This window comes from Phyllobacterium zundukense (assembly GCF_025452195.1).
Classification (GTDB): domain Bacteria; phylum Pseudomonadota; class Alphaproteobacteria; order Rhizobiales; family Rhizobiaceae; genus Phyllobacterium; species Phyllobacterium zundukense_A.
The window spans coordinates 2,089,155-2,112,004 of record NZ_CP104973.1 but is presented as its reverse complement, the minus strand read 5'-3'; the positions used below and the strand labels follow the sequence as shown (position 1 = coordinate 2,112,004).

19 protein-coding genes, 1 tRNA gene and 2 pseudogenes are annotated in these 22,850 nt (G+C 56.9%); 12 read left to right on the top strand and 10 right to left on the bottom strand.

Going from position 1 to position 22,850, the window contains the following annotated elements; genetic code table 11:
• Positions 1 to 18: 18 nt before the first annotated feature.
• On the bottom strand, positions 19 to 2,127 hold the full coding sequence (locus N8E88_RS22750) for a carboxy terminal-processing peptidase (RefSeq protein WP_262292573.1): 2,109 nt from the start codon (positions 2,125 to 2,127) through the stop codon (positions 19 to 21).
• A 231-nt stretch (positions 2,128 to 2,358) separates the two neighbouring features.
• On the opposite strand from N8E88_RS22750, the gene N8E88_RS22745 reads away from it, so the two are divergent.
• Positions 2,359 to 2,817: a paraquat-inducible protein A gene (locus N8E88_RS22745; RefSeq protein ID WP_262292572.1), complete on the top strand. Its 459-nt coding sequence runs from the start codon at positions 2,359 to 2,361 to the stop codon at positions 2,815 to 2,817.
• 49 nt (positions 2,818 to 2,866) lie between these two features.
• Here N8E88_RS22745 and N8E88_RS22740 read toward each other — a convergent pair whose 3' ends face one another.
• A complete protein-coding gene (locus N8E88_RS22740; protein ID WP_091878079.1) occupies positions 2,867 to 3,142 on the bottom strand; it encodes a CtrA inhibitor SciP in 276 nt (91 codons plus the stop codon).
• 438 nt (positions 3,143 to 3,580) lie between these two features.
• On the opposite strand from N8E88_RS22740, the gene mnmA reads away from it, so the two are divergent.
• Positions 3,581 to 4,768 carry a tRNA 2-thiouridine(34) synthase MnmA gene (gene mnmA, locus N8E88_RS22735; protein WP_183661584.1) on the top strand — a complete coding sequence of 396 codons (1,188 nt, stop codon included), beginning with the start codon at positions 3,581 to 3,583 and terminating at the stop codon, positions 4,766 to 4,768.
• A gap of 34 nt (positions 4,769 to 4,802) precedes the next feature.
• Here mnmA and N8E88_RS22730 read toward each other — a convergent pair whose 3' ends face one another.
• Together N8E88_RS22730 and N8E88_RS22725 are read right to left on the bottom strand one after the other, a co-directional pair.
• Positions 4,803 to 5,927 (bottom strand): DegT/DnrJ/EryC1/StrS family aminotransferase, encoded by a 1,125-nt coding sequence (locus N8E88_RS22730; RefSeq protein ID WP_262295583.1) that lies wholly within the window; start codon positions 5,925 to 5,927, stop codon positions 4,803 to 4,805.
• Between the two features lie 320 nt (positions 5,928 to 6,247).
• On the bottom strand, positions 6,248 to 7,207 hold the full coding sequence (locus N8E88_RS22725; RefSeq protein WP_262295582.1) for a Gfo/Idh/MocA family protein: 960 nt from the start codon (positions 7,205 to 7,207) through the stop codon (positions 6,248 to 6,250).
• 441 nt (positions 7,208 to 7,648) lie between these two features.
• Here N8E88_RS22725 and N8E88_RS22720 point away from each other — a divergent pair.
• Both N8E88_RS22720 and N8E88_RS22715 read left to right on the top strand, forming a co-directional pair.
• Positions 7,649 to 7,725 (top strand) — tRNA-Met (locus N8E88_RS22720).
• A gap of 116 nt (positions 7,726 to 7,841) precedes the next feature.
• A pseudogene (locus N8E88_RS22715) lies at positions 7,842 to 8,078 on the top strand (DUF1214 domain-containing protein); the annotation flags it as partial.
• A gap of 98 nt (positions 8,079 to 8,176) precedes the next feature.
• Here the strand turns inward: N8E88_RS22715 and N8E88_RS22710 are convergent.
• Positions 8,177 to 9,610, bottom strand: coding sequence for a calcium-binding protein (locus tag N8E88_RS22710; RefSeq protein ID WP_262292571.1), 1,434 nt, complete (start codon positions 9,608 to 9,610; stop codon positions 8,177 to 8,179).
• Positions 9,611 to 10,299: 689 nt separating this feature from the next.
• A complete protein-coding gene (locus tag N8E88_RS22705) occupies positions 10,300 to 11,898 on the bottom strand; it encodes an FAD-dependent oxidoreductase (RefSeq protein WP_262292570.1) in 1,599 nt (532 codons plus the stop codon).
• A 283-nt stretch (positions 11,899 to 12,181) separates the two neighbouring features.
• On the opposite strand from N8E88_RS22705, the gene N8E88_RS22700 reads away from it, so the two are divergent.
• The 5 genes and pseudogenes from N8E88_RS22700 to N8E88_RS22680 all read left to right on the top strand — a co-directional run bounded on the left by N8E88_RS22700 (position 12,182) and on the right by N8E88_RS22680 (position 17,573).
• Complete coding sequence (locus tag N8E88_RS22700; RefSeq protein WP_262292569.1) at positions 12,182 to 12,925, top strand: Tll0287-like domain-containing protein; 744 nt, start codon at positions 12,182 to 12,184, stop codon at positions 12,923 to 12,925.
• Positions 12,922 to 15,636, top strand: coding sequence for a response regulator (locus tag N8E88_RS22695; RefSeq protein WP_262292568.1), 2,715 nt, complete (start codon positions 12,922 to 12,924; stop codon positions 15,634 to 15,636). Before N8E88_RS22700 ends, N8E88_RS22695 begins: the two co-directional genes overlap by 4 nt.
• Positions 15,637 to 15,649: 13 nt before the next feature.
• Positions 15,650 to 16,015, top strand: coding sequence for a response regulator (locus N8E88_RS22690; protein WP_262292567.1), 366 nt, complete (start codon positions 15,650 to 15,652; stop codon positions 16,013 to 16,015).
• A gap of 213 nt (positions 16,016 to 16,228) precedes the next feature.
• Positions 16,229 to 16,828 (top strand): annotated as a pseudogene (locus tag N8E88_RS22685) (response regulator); the annotation flags it as partial.
• Positions 16,829 to 17,021: 193 nt separating this feature from the next.
• Complete coding sequence (locus tag N8E88_RS22680; RefSeq protein WP_315975247.1) at positions 17,022 to 17,573, top strand: adenylate/guanylate cyclase domain-containing protein; 552 nt, start codon at positions 17,022 to 17,024, stop codon at positions 17,571 to 17,573.
• A 24-nt stretch (positions 17,574 to 17,597) separates the two neighbouring features.
• Here N8E88_RS22680 and N8E88_RS22675 read toward each other — a convergent pair whose 3' ends face one another.
• Positions 17,598 to 18,494, bottom strand: coding sequence for a LysR family transcriptional regulator (locus tag N8E88_RS22675; protein ID WP_262292565.1), 897 nt, complete (start codon positions 18,492 to 18,494; stop codon positions 17,598 to 17,600).
• 112 nt (positions 18,495 to 18,606) lie between these two features.
• Between N8E88_RS22675 and N8E88_RS22670 the strand changes: the two genes are divergently transcribed.
• Positions 18,607 to 19,227 (top strand): pyridoxamine 5'-phosphate oxidase family protein, encoded by a 621-nt coding sequence (locus N8E88_RS22670; RefSeq protein ID WP_262295581.1) that lies wholly within the window; start codon positions 18,607 to 18,609, stop codon positions 19,225 to 19,227.
• 140 nt (positions 19,228 to 19,367) lie between these two features.
• Here the strand turns inward: N8E88_RS22670 and N8E88_RS22665 are convergent, their stop codons facing one another.
• Positions 19,368 to 19,628 (bottom strand): hypothetical protein, encoded by a 261-nt coding sequence (locus N8E88_RS22665; protein WP_262292564.1) that lies wholly within the window; start codon positions 19,626 to 19,628, stop codon positions 19,368 to 19,370.
• A 127-nt stretch (positions 19,629 to 19,755) separates the two neighbouring features.
• Positions 19,756 to 20,031: a DUF982 domain-containing protein gene (locus tag N8E88_RS22660; protein WP_262292563.1), complete on the bottom strand. Its 276-nt coding sequence runs from the start codon at positions 20,029 to 20,031 to the stop codon at positions 19,756 to 19,758.
• Positions 20,032 to 20,352: 321 nt separating this feature from the next.
• On the opposite strand from N8E88_RS22660, the gene N8E88_RS22655 reads away from it, so the two are divergent.
• The gene (locus tag N8E88_RS22655) at positions 20,353 to 21,012 is read left to right on the top strand and encodes a peroxiredoxin (RefSeq protein WP_262292562.1); all 660 of its coding nucleotides are present in this window, start codon (positions 20,353 to 20,355) and stop codon (positions 21,010 to 21,012) included.
• 204 nt (positions 21,013 to 21,216) lie between these two features.
• On the opposite strand, the gene N8E88_RS22650 is transcribed toward N8E88_RS22655, so the two are convergent.
• A complete protein-coding gene (locus N8E88_RS22650) occupies positions 21,217 to 21,792 on the bottom strand; it encodes a transglycosylase SLT domain-containing protein (protein WP_262292561.1) in 576 nt (191 codons plus the stop codon).
• A 220-nt stretch (positions 21,793 to 22,012) separates the two neighbouring features.
• Between N8E88_RS22650 and N8E88_RS22645 the strand changes: the two genes are divergently transcribed.
• Entirely contained in the window at positions 22,013 to 22,840 is an 828-nt protein-coding gene (locus tag N8E88_RS22645; RefSeq protein WP_262292560.1) for an alpha/beta fold hydrolase, read from the top strand.
• Positions 22,841 to 22,850 lie beyond the last annotated feature (10 nt).

Here is a 22,850-nt window from a genome sequence, read left to right as displayed (position 1 = left end):
CGCTGGCGCTAATAATAATCAATTGTTCTTTGCCGATTTGACTTTGGTAAGATCTGCGGCATCACTGAGAATATGCACCGCCTCACCCAGAAGAACGTCTTTTGCGTCCTTCAGCGCCTTCTCACTCGCTATGTCTGCGCTCAAGCTGCGCTCGTTGGCTTGCAGTCCGTCTTCCTGAAATACAAGATCTGCCCGTGACACCGAACCCTTGCCATCTGCTGCCTCGCGCGCCTTCAGGCGATTGACCTGACGCTCTCTCTCAGCACGCCGTTCGGTTTCATTGAGTGAGATAACCCGTTTGTTCCTCAGATCATCGAGCTCACTCACGTCTTCAACGAGATCCTTGAAATCCTTATCCGTTTTGGCGCGGGCGTCATGTCGGCTCTGCAGCTCCGGGAGAACCGTTTTGATATCGCCAAGCGGTTTGTACTTCGCAGGTTTGATTTGCAGCCACGGCAACGCATTGTCATAGCTCGACTCACCCAGTTTCTCCTCGTCCGCAAATCCCGGCAAGACGATATCCGGCGTCACACCACGGAGCTGGGTAGTGCCGCCATTGATGCGGAAGAACTGTGCGACAGTCATTTTCAGTTCGCCGAATTCCGGCTTCGGGTTACGTGCTTCCTCGTCCAGATCGACCACTGTTTGAACGGTCCCCTTGCCAAAACTCGGTTCGCCAATGATGACGCCGCGGCCATAGTCTTGTATTGCGGCGGCGAAAATCTCTGAAGCCGATGCGGAACCACGATTGATGAGCACTGCAAGCGGCCCCGTCCAGAGGGCCGTTGCGCGCTTGTTGCCATTTACCCTGATTTCGCCATCGCCGTTGCGCTGCTGCAGAACTGGTCCCTTGCCTACGAAAAAGCCGGTCAGTTCGATCGCTTGCGGCAAAGAACCTCCGCCATTGTTGCGCAGATCGATGACGACACCATCGACCTTTTCTTTCTCGAGTTCTGCCAAAAGCTTGGCGACATCGCGGCTTGCGCTCCGGTAATCATTGTCGCCGCGCCGCCGCGCATCGAAATCTTCATAGAATGTGGGCAACGAGATCACGCCGATTTTGCGCGAGATATCACCGTCCTTGACAATCTGAACGCTCTTTTTGGCTGCCTGTTTGTCCAGACTGATGTTGTCTCGCACCAGGGTGACCAGGCGATGCTTGCCGTCAAGTCCGGCATCGGATGGCAAGATATCCAGCCGTACGACGGTATCCTTCTCTCCGCGTATCAGTTTCACGACTTCGTTGACGCGGGTGCCGACAACGTCCACCAGCGTGCCGTCCTTGCCCTGGGCAACGCCGACAATTCTGTCCCCGACAGCCAGCTGGCCAGACAGCTGAGCCGGCCCACCCGGTACGAGCTCACGTATGGTCGTATATTCGTCGCGCTCCTGCAGCACGGCGCCGATGCCGACGAGGGAAAGTTTCATCGAAATGTCGAAGTCCGAAGCCGCCGCAACACCCAGATAGTCCGTATGGGGTTCTATCGAGTTCGTGTAAGCGGTCATGAACGTCTGAAAGACGTCGTCACTCTTGTACTTGTAGGCGCGGGCCAGTGAGTTTCCATAACGCTTGCCAAGGGTTTCGCGTATCGTCGCCTCAGGCGTACCCGCCAGTTTCAGGCGCAGCCAATCGTTTTTCACGCGCTTGCGCCAAAGGTCCTGGCTCTCCGCCATTGTTTTCGGCCAAGGTTCCTTGTCGCGGATAAGTGTGAACTCTTCGTTCTGACTGAAATCAAAATCCTGTTTGAGCAATTCACGCGCGTATGTAAGGCGCTCCACGTAACGCTGCTCGTACACATTGAAGATAGCGAACGGAATGCTCAGATCGTCACTGAAGATGGCATCATCGATTTTGTCCTTGTTGGTCATGAACTGATCAATATCGGACTGAAGGAAAAAGAAGCGCTCCGGGTCGAGTAATTCTATGTACCGGTTAACTATTTTTTCAGACAAGGCGTCATCCAACGGCACCTTCTTGTAGTGGTAATATGTCAGCACCTGCGCGCTCAAATGCGCGGCCTTGGCCTGCTCCTCCTCTGGCGCGAGCACCGGCGCCGCGGCCTCGAGCGCCTGTGCCGAGGAAACAAAGGCCAGGAAAACAAACAGCAATCCGAATTTTGTACGCATAAGGTGCATCAATCCAATGTTTTGTGTCGATCAAATCAACAAGAATTCAAATACGTTCTGTTACCGCCAGCATCTGGCCGGCACCTGTTTACCCTAACTATGGAGACCAGCCATGGGAAGCGTCAATCGGGTCAAGCGAATGTGATCCGATGTGTCTTCTCGTCGCCACCCTTGACGGTTGCCATGTATTTCCTTCATGCGTAGCCAGGTCAGCCTTGGTTCGGGATCAGCATGTCGGCAAGATCGTTCATTCCCATCTTTCTCTTCATCGCTACGTTTTCGCTGGCATTGGGGATGACCATGCCGTTGATGAACGTCAGCAGGCTTTACTTCTTTGACGAGAATCCTTCGCTTCTCGGCATAATTCGATCGCTGTGGGCGGGCGGCGACTGGTTGCTGGCGTCTATCGTCGGGCTGTTTTCGGTCATTCTGCCGGTCACAAAGCTGGCCGTCGCACAATTGGCGGCAGCTCAAGTACCCGCTGCAGCCCATGTTCTGCACCGGTGGATCGGCTTCCTGTCGAAATGGTCGATGCTGGACGTCTTGCTCGTCGCTCTGGTGATTTTCGGCGCAAAGACGAGCGGGCTTGCCACAGCGATCGCCCAGCCAGGACTCTGGTTTTTCACTGCATCGGCGATTCTGTCGGCACTCGCAACGCACTTGATCGTGCGTGAAGAAAGGATTGCGTAAGCGAAGGGGCTGGCCTCGCGGCCAGCCCCTTCTGTTCATGCACCATCATCTAATGACGATATTGCTGTATCCGGGTCGTTCTGAGACCAGCCAGCCCATGATCGGAGATCGAGGACTGCCAGGACAGGAACTCTTCCACCGTCAACGTATAGCGATGGCAAGCCTCCTCAAGACTAAGAAGACCACCGCGCACAGCGGCAACCACCTCAGCCTTGCGGCGAATAACCCAACGCCGCGTGTTCGCGGGTGGAAGATCGGCGATGGTCAGCGGGCTGCCATCCGGGCCGATTACGTATTTTACTCTCGGTCGAACAAGATCGGTCATTGTACTCTCTACACTAAACTTCAAGACCTATCGCAGCTGACATTACAGTCAGGGCTTTAATAATTGCCTAAACCTCGAGTCATTCTCTGGTAACTTCGGTTAATAGATCGGCCATATTTTCGTTAAACTTTGGCCTAACTGGCAGAATTTTCGGGTTTTGACACGAGCGTGATGCAAAAAACTCGTCTCAAGAAAAATTCCTCCCGCCCCACTTCCTGGAGATCGTTTGGAAAGTCGCTGCGAAGGCATATGACGTGGTTTTCGAGGAACGGAGCGCAGCGTACTATAGTACGCAAGCACCGGAAGCGCAGAAAATCGCGTCAGATGGCCGTCGCCGTAGAGTTTCAAACGGTCTCTTATTGGCAAGTCCGGGTCGATAGCCTATATAGAGCCGACAAAGCGCTGCGCTTATATGCCGCGACGAAAACGGATCCGCTTATGACACTGAATAATCTCGATCTGCCGGGAAGACCGGAAGACACTCGCATCGTCGTTGCCATGTCTGGCGGCGTGGATTCTTCTGTTGTGGCAGGCATCTTGAAACGCCAGGGCTATGATGTCGTCGGCGTCACCTTGCAGCTCTATGACCATGGCGCATCGACCCATCGTGCCGGCTCCTGCTGCGCCGGTCAGGATATCGAGGATGCGCGCCGCGTCTCCGAACGTCTCGGCATTCCGCATTATGTACTCGACTACGAAGCCCGCTTCCGCGAAGCCGTGATCGATCCGTTTGCCGCGAGCTATGTCAGTGGCGAGACGCCGATCCCCTGCGTTTCCTGCAACCAGACCGTAAAATTCGCGGATCTGTTGCAGACCGCCCGCGATCTTGGCGCCGACGCACTGGCGACTGGTCACTATATTCGCAGCAGTGCTAACGGAGCGCACCGTGCCCTTTTCCGTCCTGTCGATACCGACAAGGACCAGAGCTATTTCCTTTTTGCCACCACGCAGGAGCAGATCGATTATCTGCGCTTCCCGCTCGGTGGTCTGACGAAGCCGGAAACCCGTGCTATTGCCGAGGAGCTCGGTCTTACTGTCGCAAACAAGCAGGACAGCCAGGACATCTGCTTCGTACCGCAGGGTAAGTATTCCGACATCATTTCCAAGCTGAAGCCGGAAGCAGCCAATCCCGGCGATATCGTCCATATCGACGGGCGTGTGCTCGGCCGTCATGAAGGCATAGTCCATTACACAATCGGCCAGCGCCGCGGTATTGGCGTCGCCACCGGCGATCCGCTCTATGTCGTCCACCTCGATGCAGCCAATGCCCGTGTCATAGTCGGCCCGCGCGAAGCGCTTGAAACCCGCAAGGTTTTCCTGCGCAACGTCAACTGGCTGGGTGACGACGCATTGGAAGATATTCCGGCAGGCGGCGTCGAGGTTTACGCCAAGGTTCGCTCCACACGCCCGCCGCGCCCGGCCGTCCTGCATCATCAGGCAGGCGAGACATGGGTAGAGCTCGTCGATGGCGAAAGCGGTATCGCGCCCGGCCAGGCCTGCGTGCTTTATTCAGACGACAGCAATACTGCCCGCGTCTTCGGCGGCGGCTTCATTGGCCGCTCCGAACGTGCCCCGCAGGCGGAAGCCATGCTGAAGCGCCTCGCCCAGCAAGGCCAGCACGCCTGATCAGATCGGTACGATGTTGAAGGAAATGGGGCCGTCAGGCCCCTTTTTCATGGAACTCGCGGATTGTGCCGATAATCCGGTCCTGGTCGTCATTGCTCAGATATGGATGCATGGGCAGGCACAAAATGTTCTTCGGCAAGGTTTCTGAAACCGGCAAACCGCCCGGCGCGCGCATGTAATGCGCATAAGCCTCCTGCAAATGCAGCGGCTTGACATAATAAATCACCGACGGAATGCCATTGGCCTGCAGGTGCGCCTTCAATTCATCGCGATTCTTCGTCTCGATCGCATATTGTGCCCAGGCCGAGCGTGAGCCTTCCGGCATCAACGCCACTTTGACGATATCCTTGAGGCCATTGGCATAGCGCCTGGCTATGACCTGCCGTGCTTCCATCTCGTCTTCGAGGATGGCGAGCTTTTCGATAAGGATCGCCGCTTGAATAGTATCAAGGCGCGAATTCAGGCCGATACGTACATTGTCATATTGTGTCTCGCCCTTGCCGTGGAACAGCACCGAACGCAGCACGTCAGCAAATGCCGCATCATTGGTGAACATGGCACCGCCATCGCCATAGCAGCCGAGCGGCTTGGCCGGATAAAAGCTCGTCGCTCCCACGTCACCGAAGGCACCACACATTGCATTGTCTCGCTTGCCGCCGATCGATTGTGCCGCGTCCTCGATGACGAAAAGGTTCTCGCGGGCGGCGACTGCAGACAGCGACGTATAATCGGCCGCCAGCCCGAACAGATCGACAGGGATGATCGCTTTCGGCTCCAGCCTGCCTTCCGCGCGCACAGCGGCAATGGCGGCTTCGAGTTGCTTCACATCGATATTGTAGGTGTCGGGATCAACATCGACAAAAACCGGTTCTGCACCGGCCAATGCCACCACTTCGGCCGTTGCGGCAAAGGTGAAACTCGGCACGAACACCGCAGCTCCGGGACCGATCCCCTTGGCCATCAGCGGAATAAGCAGCGCATCCGTGCCATTGGCGCAGGCGACAACGTGCTCGACACCGATATATTCGGCCAGACGTTTTTCGAATTCGGCAACTTCCGGTCCGAGAATGTATTTACCCTCACGCACAACCTTGGCGATTGCCGCGTCGAGTTTGCCGCTAATCCGTTCACGTTGCGCGCCGAGATCGATGAACTGCATCATTGCTCCAATAGTAATGTCTCCGCGAATCTGCGCCGGGGAAACTGTTCGGCTACTCTATAGAAGGGCGGAGGGCGGTCCGCGAGAGTGCGCCATTTCAAAGTTTGTGCGGCCTTGTAACAACGCTTTACGTCGAGAGCAATGCGATTGCATATCGTTAATGCGTGGTTCGACAAGCTCACCATGAGGGGATGGGGTTGATTGCAGGGAGCCAAATTCTGCGACGCCGGCGATTAGCTTGCAGTTCAACAATCTCCCTCATGGTGAGCTTCTTCATCGTGAGCCTGTCGAACGACGAACCACGCACGATCTTGATGCAATCAGCTTTTATTGTGCGCCACAGTTCCCGCGGTCAAAATCCGCAAGACGCGAATAGCTTCCTCGCCGTCCGTTTTCGGTTGCTTGCGCGTCTTGATGCTGTCGATAAAACTCTGGCACTCCCGCGTCAGCGGCATGCCCTGCGTGACCTTGACATATGTCGGCTCTTCCGTCGTCGAGGCCCACTGGCCGTCATCTTGCCAGATCGAATGCTTGTAGACGGCAAGCTTCTTGTCCCATTGCTCCATATCGTCGAAGACCGCCATCGCCTTGGTGCCGACCACGGTCAGGCGGCGTTCGCGATAAGGGTTGAGCCGCGAGGCAAACAGGTGACCGCGCACATTATCCGGAAAACGCAAATGCAGATGTGCGAAATCGCTTAAATGATCCAGCACAGCGGCACCCTCGCCGCGCACTTCCAGCGGTTCGGTCTCCGTGATCGCCAGGATCATCGACAGGTCGTGCGGCGCCAGATCCCACAGCGCATCGTTCTCGGTGTGGAACTTCCCGAGACCTAGCCGATGCGAGTGGATATAGCGGACCTTGCCGAGATCGCCGGCCTTGACGAGATCGAGCAGTTTCTCGAAAGCCGGGTGAAAGCGCAGCACGTGGCCAACCATGAAGATGCGGCCGTTGTCATGCGCGGCCTTCACGGCAGCTTCCGCATCGGGAACTGTCAAGGCGATCGGTTTCTCGACCAGCACATCCTTGCCATTGGTAACGGCACGGATAGCCGCTTCCGCATGGAACTGCGGCGGCAGGGCCATGACGATGGCATCGACATCGGGATGGGTGAAAAGATCCTCGACCTCTATATGCAAAACGTCCTGCTCGGCGGCAAAGCCGGCAGCACGATCGCTGTTTTGGTCGGATACGGCATAAAGCGCGCCGAGGCTCTTCAATGTGCGGATATGGTTGCTCCCCCAATAGCCGCAACCAAGCACTGCAATCCGTGGAGCCATCTTTTCAGCCTTGTTCATGTCGGCATCCAATATCCGTACGACGAAACTATGACAAGTGCTGGACGACTTACTTCCAAGGGAATCGCCATTCAACATTGCAATGCTGCTGTGCGTGGTTCGTCGTTCGGCAGGCTCACGATGAAGAAGCTCACCATGAGGGAGGTGGGCTGATAGCAAGGAGCCAAGCCCTGCAAGACTGGTGATTGGCTTGCAGTCCACCGATCTCCCTCATGGTGAGCCTGTCGAACCACGCACAGCGCTTTCGCAACTTCAGTTTCAGCTGCGGGTGCCTGTCGGAGTGAATTCTCATTGGTATCGGTGTAACATTGCTTGACAGGCTGTTGCCACCCCCATATATCCCGCCCCGTCCCTGTCGATTTGACAGCGCGGCCTCCCGGTTCCTTTTGCAGGCAAACCATCTATGGGTCGCGAGACATATGGGGCGAAGTAGCTCAGTAGGTTAGAGCAGAGGAATCATAATCCTTGTGTCGGGGGTTCGAATCCCTCCTTCGCTACCATTCCTTCCAACACCTGTTATATCGCTGGCGAACCAAGTCAGCTGTTGTAGCTTGTCGCGACGTTTTGAGTTTTTGACAGCTGGTTTTAGAGTAAACGCATTTTCAGACGGACCAGCAGCGCCAATGTCGCCAATCCGGTCAATCGCTATGTGCCGGGTTCGCCGATGCTGCCGCAAGTCGTGAAGGACGGCGATGGCGGTCTGACATTCCATATCCAGAACGAGACACCCGGCAAAGACAAGGAGCCAAACTGGCTGCTTGCGCGAACAGGCCCGTTCTTCATCGCCATGCGGCTCTATTGGCCCGAAGCGCTCGATGGCACATGGAAACAGCCGCCGATGCAGCGGGTGGTAGATCAATTCCAGAAAATGATGAAGCGCCCACGCTTCAGCACAGAAATGAAAGCGCGCGGTCATCAGGGCCGCGCGCTATTGTTCAGTTCATACAATGATCAAAGAATGAGGATAGCGTAGTCAGTCAGCGGTGTTCCAGATGCTATTGGAGCTGTGAGATGAATTACAAATTCAGCATCCGCGTCATTGTCGACGTTACCTTGTATGTCGCCGCTGGCGACATACCGCAGTTGTCCCGGCGTGTTTTCGCCGAACTGACCGCCACCGATGAACACGAAGTCCTGGTTCCCGCCCGTTATGCTATTCGCGTCAATCTGTGACACATCAAGGGTCGACTTTGGCATTCCGGCATCAACGAGTTTGATAGTATCTCCATCGTCTGTGACGTTCTCATAGCGGAAAGTGTCCGCTTCAAAGCTGCCCAAGATTGTATCCGCACCTGCCCCTCCAATGAAGGCGGACCCAGCCGCCGCAGTTAAAGTGTCGTTGCCCGCTCCGCCACGCACAACACCCCCGCCACCGCCGTGGAGGTTGTCATTGAAATTCGAGCCGGTGATGTTCTCGATATTGATGAACGTATCCCCTTGTGCATCGCCGCCTGAAGCAACGCCGGTTTCCAGGTTAACCGTGACTCCGGCAGCCGATGTCGAATAATCGGCTGTGTCGGACCCAACCCTGCCATCGAGCAGGTCAGCACCCCCACCGCCTCGCAGAACGTTGTTGCCCGCATCGCCTTTGAGCTCGTCATTGAAGTTCGAGCCGATGGCGTTCTCGACATTTTCGATCCCATCCAGTTCTGCATCGCCACCGCGCCCACTAGCGAAGCTATCACTTTCAAAAGTGATGCGGACTCCGCCAGGCGACGTCTCATAGCTCACAGTATCGACGCCATCCCCGCCGTCCATGCCGTCTCGGCCTCCACCGCCTATCAGAGTATCGTTGCCAGCCATGCCAAGAAGCAGGTCGGTTCCGCCAAGGCCAATCAAAATGTTGTGGCTGGCATTGCCGGTGATCTTGTCATCCTGATTGGTGCCGACGACATTCTCGAAGCCGCCGCCGATGACATCGGCCCCGGCATTGCTTCTGCCGGGCAGGAACTCGCCGAGATTGACACCGCCGCTCGCATTGAGCGTTAGCGTTATGCCGCTGTCCGACGTGCTCTCGTAACTCAGCGTATCGATGCCTGCACCGCCATTGAGAATATCGGCGCCACGGCCGCCCATAACATAGTCGTTGCCATCGCCACCATTGATGGTGTTTATGCCAGGACCGCCATAAATTTGGTCATTGCCAGCGCCACCGTTGAGGAAGTTGACAAGGCCGACGTTGCGGCTGTCGATGAAATCATTGCCGCTTAAACCATTGACGGTGACATTCAGATTGAGAGCACCGCCGGTCAACGTGATATTGTCGTGTCCGGTGTTGGTGTCCGTGCCGTTAACGATTGGGTTAAGGCTACTGTAGCCGGCCAAAGGCGTCCAAGGTCCGTTGTAAATGCCTAATAGTGAAAATAGTCTGGGATCTAATGCCATGATTATGCACTCCCCGTTCGGGCTGCATAAGCCGGTGTCCTCCCCAGGGCCTGCCACTCAGCAGCCAACAATATAATCCTACGCCTTTATGATGAGATAGCAATTATATTTACCAAATATTAATTAATTAAAATGGATTAGGCACAGTAAAAACCCAAGTAAACGTCTGTTTCTGCATTCTTCTGATATTGCCAACGACGTAGATTTTACTGTTGTGCAATCAAATCCGGGTCTGGCATTGTTGCACCGTATGAGATACGAGGATCGCGGGCGCGACTGCCATTAGCTTTAGAATGGGGTCGGGCGGGCGATTGACGTCTACCTCGCTGCCACGAACGAACGTGACCGCCCCCTTCTTCAAAACCCTACCCTTCCGTCATCCTCGGGCTTGACCCGAGGACGAGGATGACGGAGAGGTGGTTCCCGTCTTTCAAACGCCATTGTGAATTGACCGTGTGCGCAGCAGCGTGCAGTTTTTTTCGTATCGCCATTAGGGAAACCAAAAACAGCGCTTTCGCCTCCTGTTGAACGGGGCCGCGCCTTTGGAGGCAACGATGCGACTGATCCTGATGCTGGTTTTAATGGCCGTCAGCGGCTGTGTGTCGAATGGCTCTCCGGCGGACAATGATGGCATACCACGCCGGCCGTCCTGGGCCGGAAACAGCTAGCAGCCAAAGTCGGCGTTACCCTCAAACTCCAAGCATCATCGTGACGTGATCGGCAAGGCGCAACGTCAGCGCGACGATCGTCAGCGTCGGCATGTCATTGCCGCATGTCGGGAAGACCGAACTGCCGGCGACATGCAGATTATGCATGCCGTGGACTTTGCAATTCTGATCCACCACGCCAAGGCGCGGGTCCACATGCATGCGCGTGGTTCCCATGTGGTGATTGCAACCAATGATGGGAGGCTGCTGCCCTTCGTCCTCCTGCTCCACATCGACACGCGCCATACCTGAACCTTCAAGCTGCTGTTTCATCAATCCCAGCATGCGCCGGTGCGTGCGCTTTTCGAGATCGCCCACCCGCCAGTTCAGTTCCGCCCGGTTCAGGCCGAGGCTGTCACGTTGCCGGGACAGTGTGACGCGGCTCTCGCGATCCGGAACCGGCTCGACGACACTCTCGATCTGAAAATGATCCGATTTCGCAGCAAGCTTCAGTCGGCGATATATCAGGGACGCCATCAGGTTGGGACTGCCGCGCGCCACGGTGGCAAAGGTTCGCAGCTTGATGTCCCGGTAGTTTCTGCGTTGAATTGCGCTATAAAGTTCATGAAAGCGTTCGGTCACGTCGCTGTTTTCGCCTGCCCGGCACGCGCGGAAATAAGTCCGGCACTGGACCAGCTTTTCCTCCCGCTGGACGTGCTCGGCAAGGCCGAAATGGGCGCTGGCGCTGGTGCCGTCCACAGCAAGCTCGGGATTGTGATACGTGTGACGCGCATCGTAAAAACGGAACGCCGCCGCGGTGCTCGACGGCACCACCTGCCCTTGGCGGATACGCGGGTGTTCCATGAAATACCGGCCCACCACATCATGCTCGTTGCCAAGCCCGGCCGGTGCCACCCGGTTTGAAAGAAGCATGAGCCGGGCGTTCTCGATACCGCCCGCAGCCAGGATCGTTCGCTTGGCCCGGACGAAAAACGGCTTCTTCGCTGACGACACGACGTGGACACCGGTCACAACGGCAGCGTCATCATTGGTGGCGATCTCGGTTACATTGGCGTTGAGAAGCACCTTGGTCGTCCGGGCAGCGGCCAAAGAAGCGTGGTAGTCGCGTCCAAACCGCGTCGGAGGGCTGAACTTGCTGACGATCGTCTCGAGCGATCCATCGTTCAACTCCAGTAACTGAACCTGTTTGGGAGAAAGGTGCTCGCGCCAGAACTGCGGTTCAAAGCTGTGGTCGTTGACTTTGACGAGATCGTTTGCACGGTGGTAGTAGCGTTCCACTTCGGTGAGATCGATTGGCCAGCCGCTGTTTGGCACCCAATCCCTTCGCTCGAAATCGATGTCTATGAAGGGCCGTATCCACCCACCCCAGCAATTGGAGCTGCCGCCCAGTTGCCGCGTCCTCGTGGCGTGAAGATCATAGTCAAGACCAACATTTTCGCTGCGGTAGAGCGCTTGCGATCGAGCATTGAATTTGAGGCCACCGCCTTCAAGGACGCATGTTTCTATGCCGCGCCGCGCAAATTCCAGCGCAAGCGTAATACCTGCGACCCCGCCGCCGATGATGCAGATTTCCGTATCGAGTACAGATCCGCTTGGAAGTTCTCTCGCATCGATGAACATTGACTTTACAAGGCCCCCTTCCCCATGGAGTACTCTTGTAATTATACCGTTAGAATTAGCCGGAGAAGAATGCGCCGCGACGGGTGAATGACGTAGTCTCTTTGGTGGATACCCCCGCCCTTTGATTGCTTTCGATGCTCCAAAGGTGGCGCAATCACACTGCCACCGAGAACCTTTGACCGGCTGAAACAGTTCCGCAAAGGGACACCCCAATGGGGCGCTTTTGAATCTTTCAAGCGTCTGTTACACTCCTCCCATAATCAATAAAATACGGGGAACCACCATGCATCGCGGTCTGAGGTGCGGAGTTTTTCTAGCCGGGGTTGTAGTTTGCGCATTTGCAAGTGTGGTCGCCGCGGACGACAGCAATGACATCGCGACGGGGGAGCGGCTTGCGGCGTTCCTGCGTGCTGGCCGCACAGTGATTTCCGGCCACCAAAAACTGATCAACGACGCATCGATAGGTGACAAGCATCTGACGGGGCAACGTGTTGCTGACGAGACGCTTGAAATCTTCGCCAAGGGAAAACCTGCGCCGGAGGAAAGTTTCGATGCGGACGACAAAAAGCTTTTTGATGCCCAGCTCGCTGCCTTGCGCGAAGTCGTCGATGAGCATCAGAAGATGATCGATGTAGAGGGCGTGGGTTTCAAAGGTTTTATTCCCGCCACGTTTGCCCGCCTCGTCAACGAACGGTTTGGAGAAAAAGTCGGCGATCAGGCAAAGATGAAGGTGACGGCTCCGAAGGAACTGGTGCGAAATCGCAAGGCCCTGCCTGACCAGTGGGAGCAGCAGGTCATCGAACAGAAATTCAAGTCCGCCGATTGGCCAAAAGGCAAACCTTTCGTCGAAGAGGTTGCCATGAACGGCCGTCCTTCGTTTCGTATGCTCATTCCCGAATATTATTCCGCTTCGTGCCTCAGTTGCCACGGAACACCCAAAGGGGAGATGGATATCTCCGGCTATCCGAAAGAAGGCGGCGCCGAAGGCGATTTGGGCGGTGCAATGAGCATCACGCTGTTCAAATGAGCGCTTTCAATGCCATACGGTCCCGCGTCGTCCGGCTCCTGGAACGGAAGATACCACTGCGCCTCGCCTGTCTTTCGGCGGGCCTTTTGGGCGCACTTCTTCTCAGCGTTGCCTTCATGGCCCACGATCTTCTCGACAATCAACGGCGTGTCGCGGCGGCCAATGCGCGCTTTCATATGTTCAGCGAGGCAGCCAAGGCGCACCGGCATTTTGGCGAAATGCGCTATTGGCTGACCGATCTGTCGGTCAGCCTTTTGACACTGTCGGAGCGCCGAGCCGAAACCGCAAGAACTTCCCTCGAGCAAGACCTGGCACGCATCAGGGAATTTGCCCCGGATGCCGCCGATATGATCGAGAAGGGGGCAAAAGCCTATTATGACCAGGCCATGGAGGCGGTCGACGCCTACACCTCCGACAATCGTGTTGTCGGCAACACGCGGCTGGCGGCAGCAAGAAATTACAGTGACGAAATTGACGGGGTGCTGACGGCGCTTGGAACGCGTCTCGAAACCGAAGCCGATACTGCGCGCGATATGGCGATCAGAACCATGCAGAACACGTTCCAGCGCGCCATAATTTCCGTCAGCGCCATTACGATCGTTGGCGCGATCATGACATGGCTGGTGCTTCGGTCCATCCTTGTGCCGCTGGGACGCGTCGACAGGGCGATGGCTCAACTCACCGAGGGACGCGAGGATGTCGAACTGCCTCCCGAGGGTCGCGACGAGTTCGGCCGGCTCGCGACAACATTGCGGCTGTTGCGCGACGGGCAGGCAGAGCGGCGCGCACTTGAGGCGGCGGCGGAACACCAGCGCAACACCGTCCGGACTGCGATCGAAACCATTCCAGACGGGTTTGCCCTCTTCGACGCAGATGACAAGCTCGTTCTCGTGAACCAGCGCTATCTGGAAATCTTTCCCGAGACCGCTGATCTCATGACGCCTGGAACAAGCTTCGAAGACATCATGCGTGCCCAGGCGGAGCGTGGGCGAACCGAGATAGACCGTGCCGAACGGGAGACTTGGCTCAAGGAGGCAATGCGCCGCCAGCAGGATCCGCACGGCACCATGGAACGTCAATTTGCCAATGGCACCTGGATACGCGTTGCCAAGCGCAAGACGCCGGAAGGCGGGACGGTCGCCGTCTATACCGATATTACCGATCTAAAACGTCGTCATACGGAACTTGAGGAAGCAAGGCGAGGCGCAGAAGTCGCCAGCCAGGAAAAGAGCCGTTTCCTCGCCTCGATGAGCCACGAATTGCGCACGCCGCTCAATGCGATCATTGGCTACAGCGAAATGCTGATGGAGGATGCGAGCGACTGGGGCCAGCCAGGTTTTGTCGCCGACCTTGGCAAGATCATGGGATCGGGCCGTCACCTTCTTGCACTGATCAATGACGTGCTCGATCTTTCGAAGATCGAGGCGGGCAAGATGGAGCTCTATATCGAGCCCGTTAGCCTGAAACAGCTGCTGATCGATGTCGAGAGCACCGTTGCTCCGCTGATCGCTAAAAAGGGTAATCGCCTGACGGTCACAGTATCGGTCGAGCCTGACGAGATCGAAACCGACAAGACCAAGCTGCGGCAAAACCTTTTCAATCTGCTCTCGAATGCCGCCAAGTTTACCGAGAACGATGAGATCCGGCTGTCGGTCCGGCGCTATCAGGACGACGAGCGCGGCGATCTGGTGGAGTTCGCGGTCAGCGACAACGGTATCGGAATGACAAAGGAGCAACAGGCAAAGCTCTTCCAGGCGTTCGTACAGGTCGATGCATCCACTACACGCAACTATGGCGGGACCGGCCTTGGCCTGGCGATCACCCAGCACTTCATCAAGATGATGGGTGGTGCGATCGAGGTGGAAAGCAAGTTCGGCGAGGGATCGACCTTCCGTTTCACGATACCGGCAAACGGTACCGCACCCCTCGCCGAGGAAACGGCTACGCAGGCGGAGCTGCCAGATAAGGCGCGACGTGGGACTGTTCTCGTCATCGACGATGAAGCGCGGGCCCGCAAGTTCATTTCTGACACTGTCCGCAGCGCTGGCTTCAACGTCATCGAAGCCGCCGGCGGCGAAGAGGGCATGGCAAAGATGCGCAAATCGCGCCCGGACGCGATCATTCTCGATGTGATCATGCCCGGTCAGGACGGCTGGTCGGTGCTGCGCGAGATCAAGTCGGACAAGGCGCTGCGCGACATCCCTGTGATCCTTGCAACCGTCGTCGCGGACCGCGAGATGGGGTTGGCCTTTGGCGCAGCAGGACATCTCGTCAAGCCCATCGATCCGCGTCAGCTCGTTGACATGTTGAACGCTGTCGCCGGTGCCGGGCAGCACGACGTGCTCATTGTGGACGATGACCCGGCAACGCGGGAACTTTTCCGGCGGGTCCTCGTTCGCGAAGGCTGGCGGGTGCGCGAGGCCATTGATGGGCAGCGCGGCCTTGCGGAGCTCGAGGCAGGGCGCCCCACGGTCATGGTGCTCGACTTGATGATGCCCAACATGGACGGCTTCGCGCTGTTGCGGGCCATTCAGGACCGGACGGACCTCGTCGATATTCCCGTCGTTGTAGTCACATCCAAGGACCTTACCCGCGACGAACTGAATTGGCTCAATACGCGTGCGAGTGAAGTTGTCAGAAAGGGAACCAAAGGCCGCGCCGACCTGATCGCAGCCTTGAAGCGGCATGTGCCGCTCAGCGAAGATGCTTGAGGAGCTGAAGAATATGGTCAAGATTCTTCTCGTCGAAGACAATGAGATGAACCGCGACATGCTTTCCCGCCGGTTGGAGCGGCGGGGATATGAGGTGATTATCGCAACCGATGGCCTCGCCGGCGTCGAAGCGGCGGTGAGCAACAAGCCTGATCTTGTTTTGATGGACATGAGCCTGCCGATCATCGACGGCTGGGAGGCGACAAGGCGGATCAAGGGAAATCCCGTCACGGCCGCCATTCCTGTTATCGCGCTCACTGCACACGCCATGGCGGGCGACCGGGAGAAAGCCATGGAAGCCGGGTGCGATGACTACGATACCAAACCAATTGAATTGCCGGCGCTTCTCGACAAGATCGCCCGTCTGACCGGAGGTTGAGCGCCGGTGTCCGTCGCCAATGACATCGGCCGTCGCGCCTATATTGCCCGTCTTGTGCAGAAGATCGCCGATCCCGCACAGGCGATCCTTGGTTATCAGGAACTGGTGATCGAAGCGGTCGTGGAAAACGGACCCGCCGAAGCATTGCCCGACCTCGAAAAGGTACTCGGCGCGGCTCGCGACCTGAACCTGCTTATCAAGCGGCTTTTGGAGATGGAAGTGTCGCAAACTGCCGGAATATTCACCGTCGATAGTGAGTTGCGCCACGATTTGCGAACGCCAATGAACGCCATTCTCGGCTATTCGGAGATGGTCATAGAAGATTTCTCAGACGTTCTCGCCGCAGGTATCGCAGACGATATTGCGAAGATAATCGAGGAAAGCCGGTTCTTGCTGGAGCAGATCGATGGAAGGCTCGATGTTTTCTCAGATGATCCCGATGAAAAGCCGACAGATCATATTGACGTCACCATAGCAGCCGATCTCGCGCGGTCCATTGCCGCCCGCGTAGCGCCTTCGTCCGACGAAACGGGCCGTATCCTCGTTGTCGATGACACTGCCTCCAACCGCGATCTTCTGAACCGGCGCCTCACGCGCGACGGCCATCTCGTCACTGTCGCCGGCTCCGGCGAAGAAGCGCTGCGCATCCTGGAGACGCAAGGTTTCGATTTGGCCTTGGCCGATATCCTGATGCCCGACATGAATGGCATCGAACTCCTCAGCCGTCTCAAATCGCATGAACGCCTGCGCGAGATTCCCGTCATCATGATTTCGGGCCTGAAGGACGATGACGCCATTATCCGTTGCATAGAGGCAGGAGCCGAGGATTATCTGCATAAACCGATCGATCCTGTGCTGTTGCGTGCACGCATAACTGCCTGTCTTGAACGCAGCCGTTGGCGCGAGCGCGAAAGGCGCTATCTGGCGCAGATCGAATTCGAGAAGGAGCGCGCCGATACGCTCCTTGATGCAATTTTGCCGAGACAGGTGGTGAAGCGGCTCGCCGATGGGGAAAAAAGTGATCGCCGATCGCATCGATATGGCGACGATCGTCTTCGCGGATATCGTCAATTTCACGGAATTCGCGGCACGCACCCCGCCTATCACACTGGTCCAAAGACTTGGAGAGCTGTTTTCGCGTTTCGACGAATTGGCGGATCAGCACGGTATCGAGAAGATCAAGACCATCGGTGATGCCTATATGGCGGCGGCCGGGTTGCCCGACCCGCGTCCGGACCATGCCCAGGCAGCCGTGGCGTTTGCAAGGGCTATGCTGGCCGAGACGTGCCAGATGACAGGTGAGCGCCGGCTCAGCCTGCGAATTGGAATAAACTCCGGCCCTGTCATTGCCGGTCTGATTGGTCGAAAACGCTTTGTCTACGATGTCTGGGGGCACACGGTGAACGTTGCCAGCCGCATGGAATCCTGCGGGACGCCCGGACGTATCCAGATATCCCAAAACACTTTCGACGCGCTCGGCCCGGACTTCGGAGAGTGCCACCGGGAAATCCGGGATATCCATGGGATTGGCAAGTACCCGACATACCTGCTTCTTTGATCTGCAATCTGGCTTGTCCGACAACTATGCCGCCAAGGCCATCCTCAATCTTGGCACGGCAAAATCCATAAACGCCCGCAGTTTCAGCGGCACCAACCCCTGTCCTACGTAGATCAGGCTCACCGGCCACGGCTCCGGTTCGAATGCCTCGAGCACGATCTGCAGTTCGCCCGCCGCCAGCGCGCGGGTGGCCTGGTAGGACAGGAGCCGTGTCAGGCCGAGGCCCGCAACCGCCGCATCGATTGCCGCGTCGGCCGTGCTGACGCTTAGCCGGGAGTGGACCGGCACGCTGACCTCTTTCTTGCCATCCATGAAAGTCCAGCTTCGTGGCGAATTCAGCCCTTCGAATGTGATGCACTCATGGCCGACAAGGTCCTCGGGGCGCTCCGGCACGCCACGTTGCGCAAGATAGGCCGGGCTCGCATAGACAGCGCGGCGAATCCAGCCGACCCTGGTCGCAACAAGATTGCTGTCCGGCAGATTGCCAATGCGCAATGCGAGATCGATATGATCTTCCACCAGATTGACCTGACGGTCACTGAGATTGAGCCGCAAATTGATTTCCGGATATATCTTGAGGAATTCGATCACGACGGGAAGCACGTGAAGCCGGCCAAATACCACCGGCGCGGTCATCGCCAGATCACCCTTAAGCGTTGAGTATTCGCCCGCTGCGGTGCGCTCCGCCTCATCGACCTGCTCCAGAATAGCCCTGCTCGCCTCGACATAGGCGCGGCCGGCATCGGTCAGCGAGACGCGGCGGCTCGAACGGATAAGCAAACGCGTCTTCAGATGCGCCTCCAGGTCGGAGACCTTTCGGCTGACCGTCGCAAGCGGCATCTTGAGCTGGCGTGAGGCGGCGGACAGGCTTCCCGCCTCTGTAACCGCGAGAACCACCTCCATTGCATCCAGACGATCCATTCAACCCTTCCATTTTTTGGAATGAAAACTCCAATAGCTGATATCTACAGCAATTTTGTGGAAGAGACTATGTTGATTGTCGAAATATCTCAAACCCTTCGAGGAGTTGGACATGTCACCCGGACACGCCGTTTCCAGCGACGTCGCTTTCACACCGACCGTCAAAGCGATTCAGACCCGCAAGGGGTCCCGCCATGGCTATCAGAGCATGGAGCAGCGTGGCTCGTGGCAAACGCGGATCACGGCCGACCTGGCGGATTTCATCCACAGCCAGACCAGCATCTTCTTCGGCACGGCAAATGACGAAGGCCAGCCCTACATCCAGCACCGCGGCGGCCCGCCCGGCTTTCTGCGCGCCATCGACGACACGACCATCGCGTTCGCGGATTTTGCCGGCAACCGTCAGTACATAACCTCCGGCAACCTCGCGGATAACCCCAAGGCGTTTCTCTTTCTTATCGATTACCGCAATCGTCAGCGGGTGAAGCTATGGGGCGAAGCGCGAACTGTCGAAGACGATCCTGATCTCATGCAAAAACTGATGCCGGAGGGCTATCGCGCACGACCTGAGCAGGCGATCCTGTTCACGGTTACTGCCTGGGACATGAACTGCCCGCAGCACATTCCCATGCGTTTCGAGGCCGCCGATGTGGCAGCATTGTTGGCCGAGCGTGACGAACGCATCAAGTCGCTCGAAGCGGAGCTCGCCCGCTTGCGCAGTCTGGCGGGCTAAGGTCTTGTTGAGATTCATGTCAAGGCGAGGCGAAAACGGTGGTTTTCGAGCCCCGGAGCGCAGCGTACGTTCTGGTACGTGAGCACCGGAGCGCAGAAAAACGCCGTTTGCAGGCCGCCATGGCGTGAATATCGACAGACCTAGTTATGCAGCGCCGGACTGCCCGTCTTCAAGCGCTCGATCCGGCTTGCCAGGAGCGACGAGAACTGCGAATTCCCGACCCTCGACCCAATCTCGGCGATTTCGTCGAAATCGACATCAAGCAACAAACCGCGTGCACTCAGCAAGGACATCACGCCTGTGACGAGCGTGCGTTCCACTGCATAGTCCATATTGAGTTGTGCTATTTCGTCTGATTGTTCTTTGAGAATGCTAAAAAGCTGTCCCAGTTTTTCGTTCATTATTTGGTGCCCATCACGTAACCCCTGCCTGAATCATTCCAAGATTCTTGACGGAAACGTAATAGACCGTAAGAGCTATTTTACCGCTGATGTTCTAACCAATGTTGATTAACAAGGGGCTATTTGTTCACTGTCTTGGCATCAAAGCGCTGGCAACGTTTCCTTCGACGTAAATATCCGCTTCTTTGGCGGCCTCGACGAACACGGAGCGTGCCATGTCTCCGGTCGCACTTCCGTCCATGGCTTCGAGACATGCCTGTTGTGCGAGGCCGTGGAGCCGGCCGCGTTTACCTGGCCATTCGTTCAAGAGAAATTCTGCAGCTTCCGCGACGGAGGCGATTGTGCGCAACTTCCCGGGAAAGAGCGACTCTACCGTAACAGACTTGAAGTGAACGTTCTCCATAGCGCTAGAACGCGAGGACTCAAATTTAGGTTCCGCAGTTTCCAAAAGCTTGGCCTGTTGAGATTCATGCTATGACGTGACGAAAATGGTGGTTTCCGAGCACCGGAGCGCAGCGTACTTTAGGGTACGTGAGCACCGGAGCGCAGAAAAACGCCATTTGCAGGCCGTCAAAGCGTGAATCTCAAGATGAGCGGTCACAGACATATTCATGCAATGCCGCTTGTGCTACGTTCGCAAAACTGAAATCAAATTGGATACATTCGCCTGCTTCGCGTGGCGAACAGGCGAAAACCTTCAAATCACGACCACGGGAGAAACGCGATGGGCCTTCGCATCAATGACACTGCACCGGATTTCACTGCTGAAACCACGCAGGGCGAAATCCATTTCCACGACTGGATCGGCGGCAGCTATGCCGTGCTGTTCAGTCATCCGAAGAATTTTACCCCGGTCTGCACGACTGAGCTTGGTTACATGGCCGGACTTGCACCGGAATTCGCCAAACGCAATGCCAAGATCATCGGCATTTCGGTCGATCCTGTCGAAAACCACGACAAGTGGAAGGCGGATATCAAGACTGCAACCGGCCATGAGGTCGACTATCCCCTTATCGGCGACAGGGATCTGAAGGTCGCGAAACTGTATGACATGCTGCCCGCGGAAGCAGGCGATACGTCCGAGGGCCGCACACCCGCCGACAATGCCACCGTACGCTCCGTCTTCGTCATCGGTCCGGACAAGAAGGTGAAGATGACCCTTACCTATCCGATGACCACGGGCCGCAACTTCGACGAGATCCTGCGCGCCATCGACAGCATCCAGCTCACCGCGAAACACCAGGTTGCAACGCCGGCCCAGTGGAAGCAGGGCGAGGATGTCATCATCACCGCAGCGGTTTCGGATGAGGACGCCAACCAGCGTTTCGGCGGCTTCGAGCGCGTGTTGCCCTATCTACGCAAGACAAAGCAGCCAGGCGCCTGAACGATACAACATGAAACCCGCTCTAACCGGCGGGTTCATTTTTCCCTTTTAAGTCGTGCGCTGAGAGACTTTTTAAGAATTCGGTTTGATGAGTCAGCTGGTGTGGTTTTCGAGAACCGGAGCGCAGTGGACATTTTCGTCCATGAGCACCGGAAGCGCAGAAAACTGCATCAGATGGCCATCAGGGTGAATTCTCAGAAAGTCTCATAGGCCGCAGTTGTTCAATTGAGCAGCGTAGGTACCTGCTATCGCGGCTGTCCGCCGTGCACTTCGGTCGATACCGGGCTTGCTCCGCCACGTGCCACGCGCAAAGTCATTCGGCCCGGCATAGTAAGCAGCGTAGAGATTGTAGGCGTCGTTAAGCGGAATGCCGTTCATCTGATGGCTCCTTGCATGGTACCAGCCAACGAAGCGAACGGCATCGCTGAAATCCGTTCGCCGGGCGGTCCAGCGTCCGGTTTCGCGTTGATAGTCCGCCCAAGTCCCGTCCAGGGCCTGCGAATACCCATACGCGGTGGATGGCCGTGACCAGGGAATAAAGCCGAACAATTTTGTACGCGGCGGCTTGACCCGGGCCCGATAGCCGGATTCCGTATAGATCGTCGCCATAAGAATGGGAACCGGCACGCCATATTCCGTCTCGACACTCTTGGCCTGCTTGTACCAATTGTTGAAGAAGCCGTCTCTCTGATCGAATACGGCACAGACATTGTTGGTCTGGGTTGGCGCTGTGGCGCAGCCTGTGAGCAACAACAACGCAATGAACATGATGCGGCGCATGGGCAAGTCCTTGTCTTGCTTACCCACGTATTCCGGAATTCCTAACGACTGGTTACCGGTTAATCGATCTCGCAATCTCCTCCTTAAAACTTGATTAAAATCGACTTGGCACTGCGTGTCTCTCGCCTCTTGACCCGTCAATTAATACCGTCATACAATAATACGACGCGCGACAAACATCGCTGGCGATCTACACCCATGCTGAAGCGGAACCAATACCATGAGCGATTTGATGCCCACTCAAACGATAGGCTTTGCGGAAACCCGCGACGGAATAAGGCTCTCCTATCGCATCGTCCCCGGGAGCGGCGAAGGCCGCTGCGTTCTCATTCATTCGCTGGCGATGGACAAGTTCTTCTGGGAGCCAACCGCCAAGGCACTTGCCGGCGCATCCGAGGTTCTCATTTACGACTGCCGCGGCCACGGCGTTTCCGGCAAGCCCGCAGGTCCCTACAGCACTGCGCAATTTGCCGATGATCTCGCCGATCTCATGAACCATGTCGGTTGGACGTCGGCCGTTGTTGCCGGTGCGTCGATGGGTGGCTGCATCGCTCTTGCCTTTGCCGCAGCCTATCCTGAGCGTGTCGACGCTCTCGGCCTCTTCGACACCACCGCCTGGTACGGGGAAAACGCTCCCGCAGCCTGGGCTGAACGCGCGGAAAAGGCGCGAAACGAAGGCCTGAAGGCGCTTGTCGGCTTCCAGAAAACCCGCTGGTTCAGCGATGGCTTTCGCGAGGCAAATCCGGACGTGGTAGAAGCCGCTGTCTCGACCTTCCTCGCCAATGAAATCGACGCCTATGTCGCGACGTGCAACATGCTGGGTGCAGCCGATCTGCGCGAAGCATTGCCGAAGTTTGACTTCCCGTGCCGCGTGCTTGTCGGAACCGAGGATTATGCGACACCGCCGGAAATGGCACGTGTGCTTGCCGACAACATTCCCGGCGCCACGCTGACGATCCTCGAGGGCGTTCGCCATTTCACCCCGCTGGAAGTACCGGCTATCATCGCCGGCAATCTGCAGCTGCTGATCGAGGCCGCCAGGGCCTGAGGCATAAAGG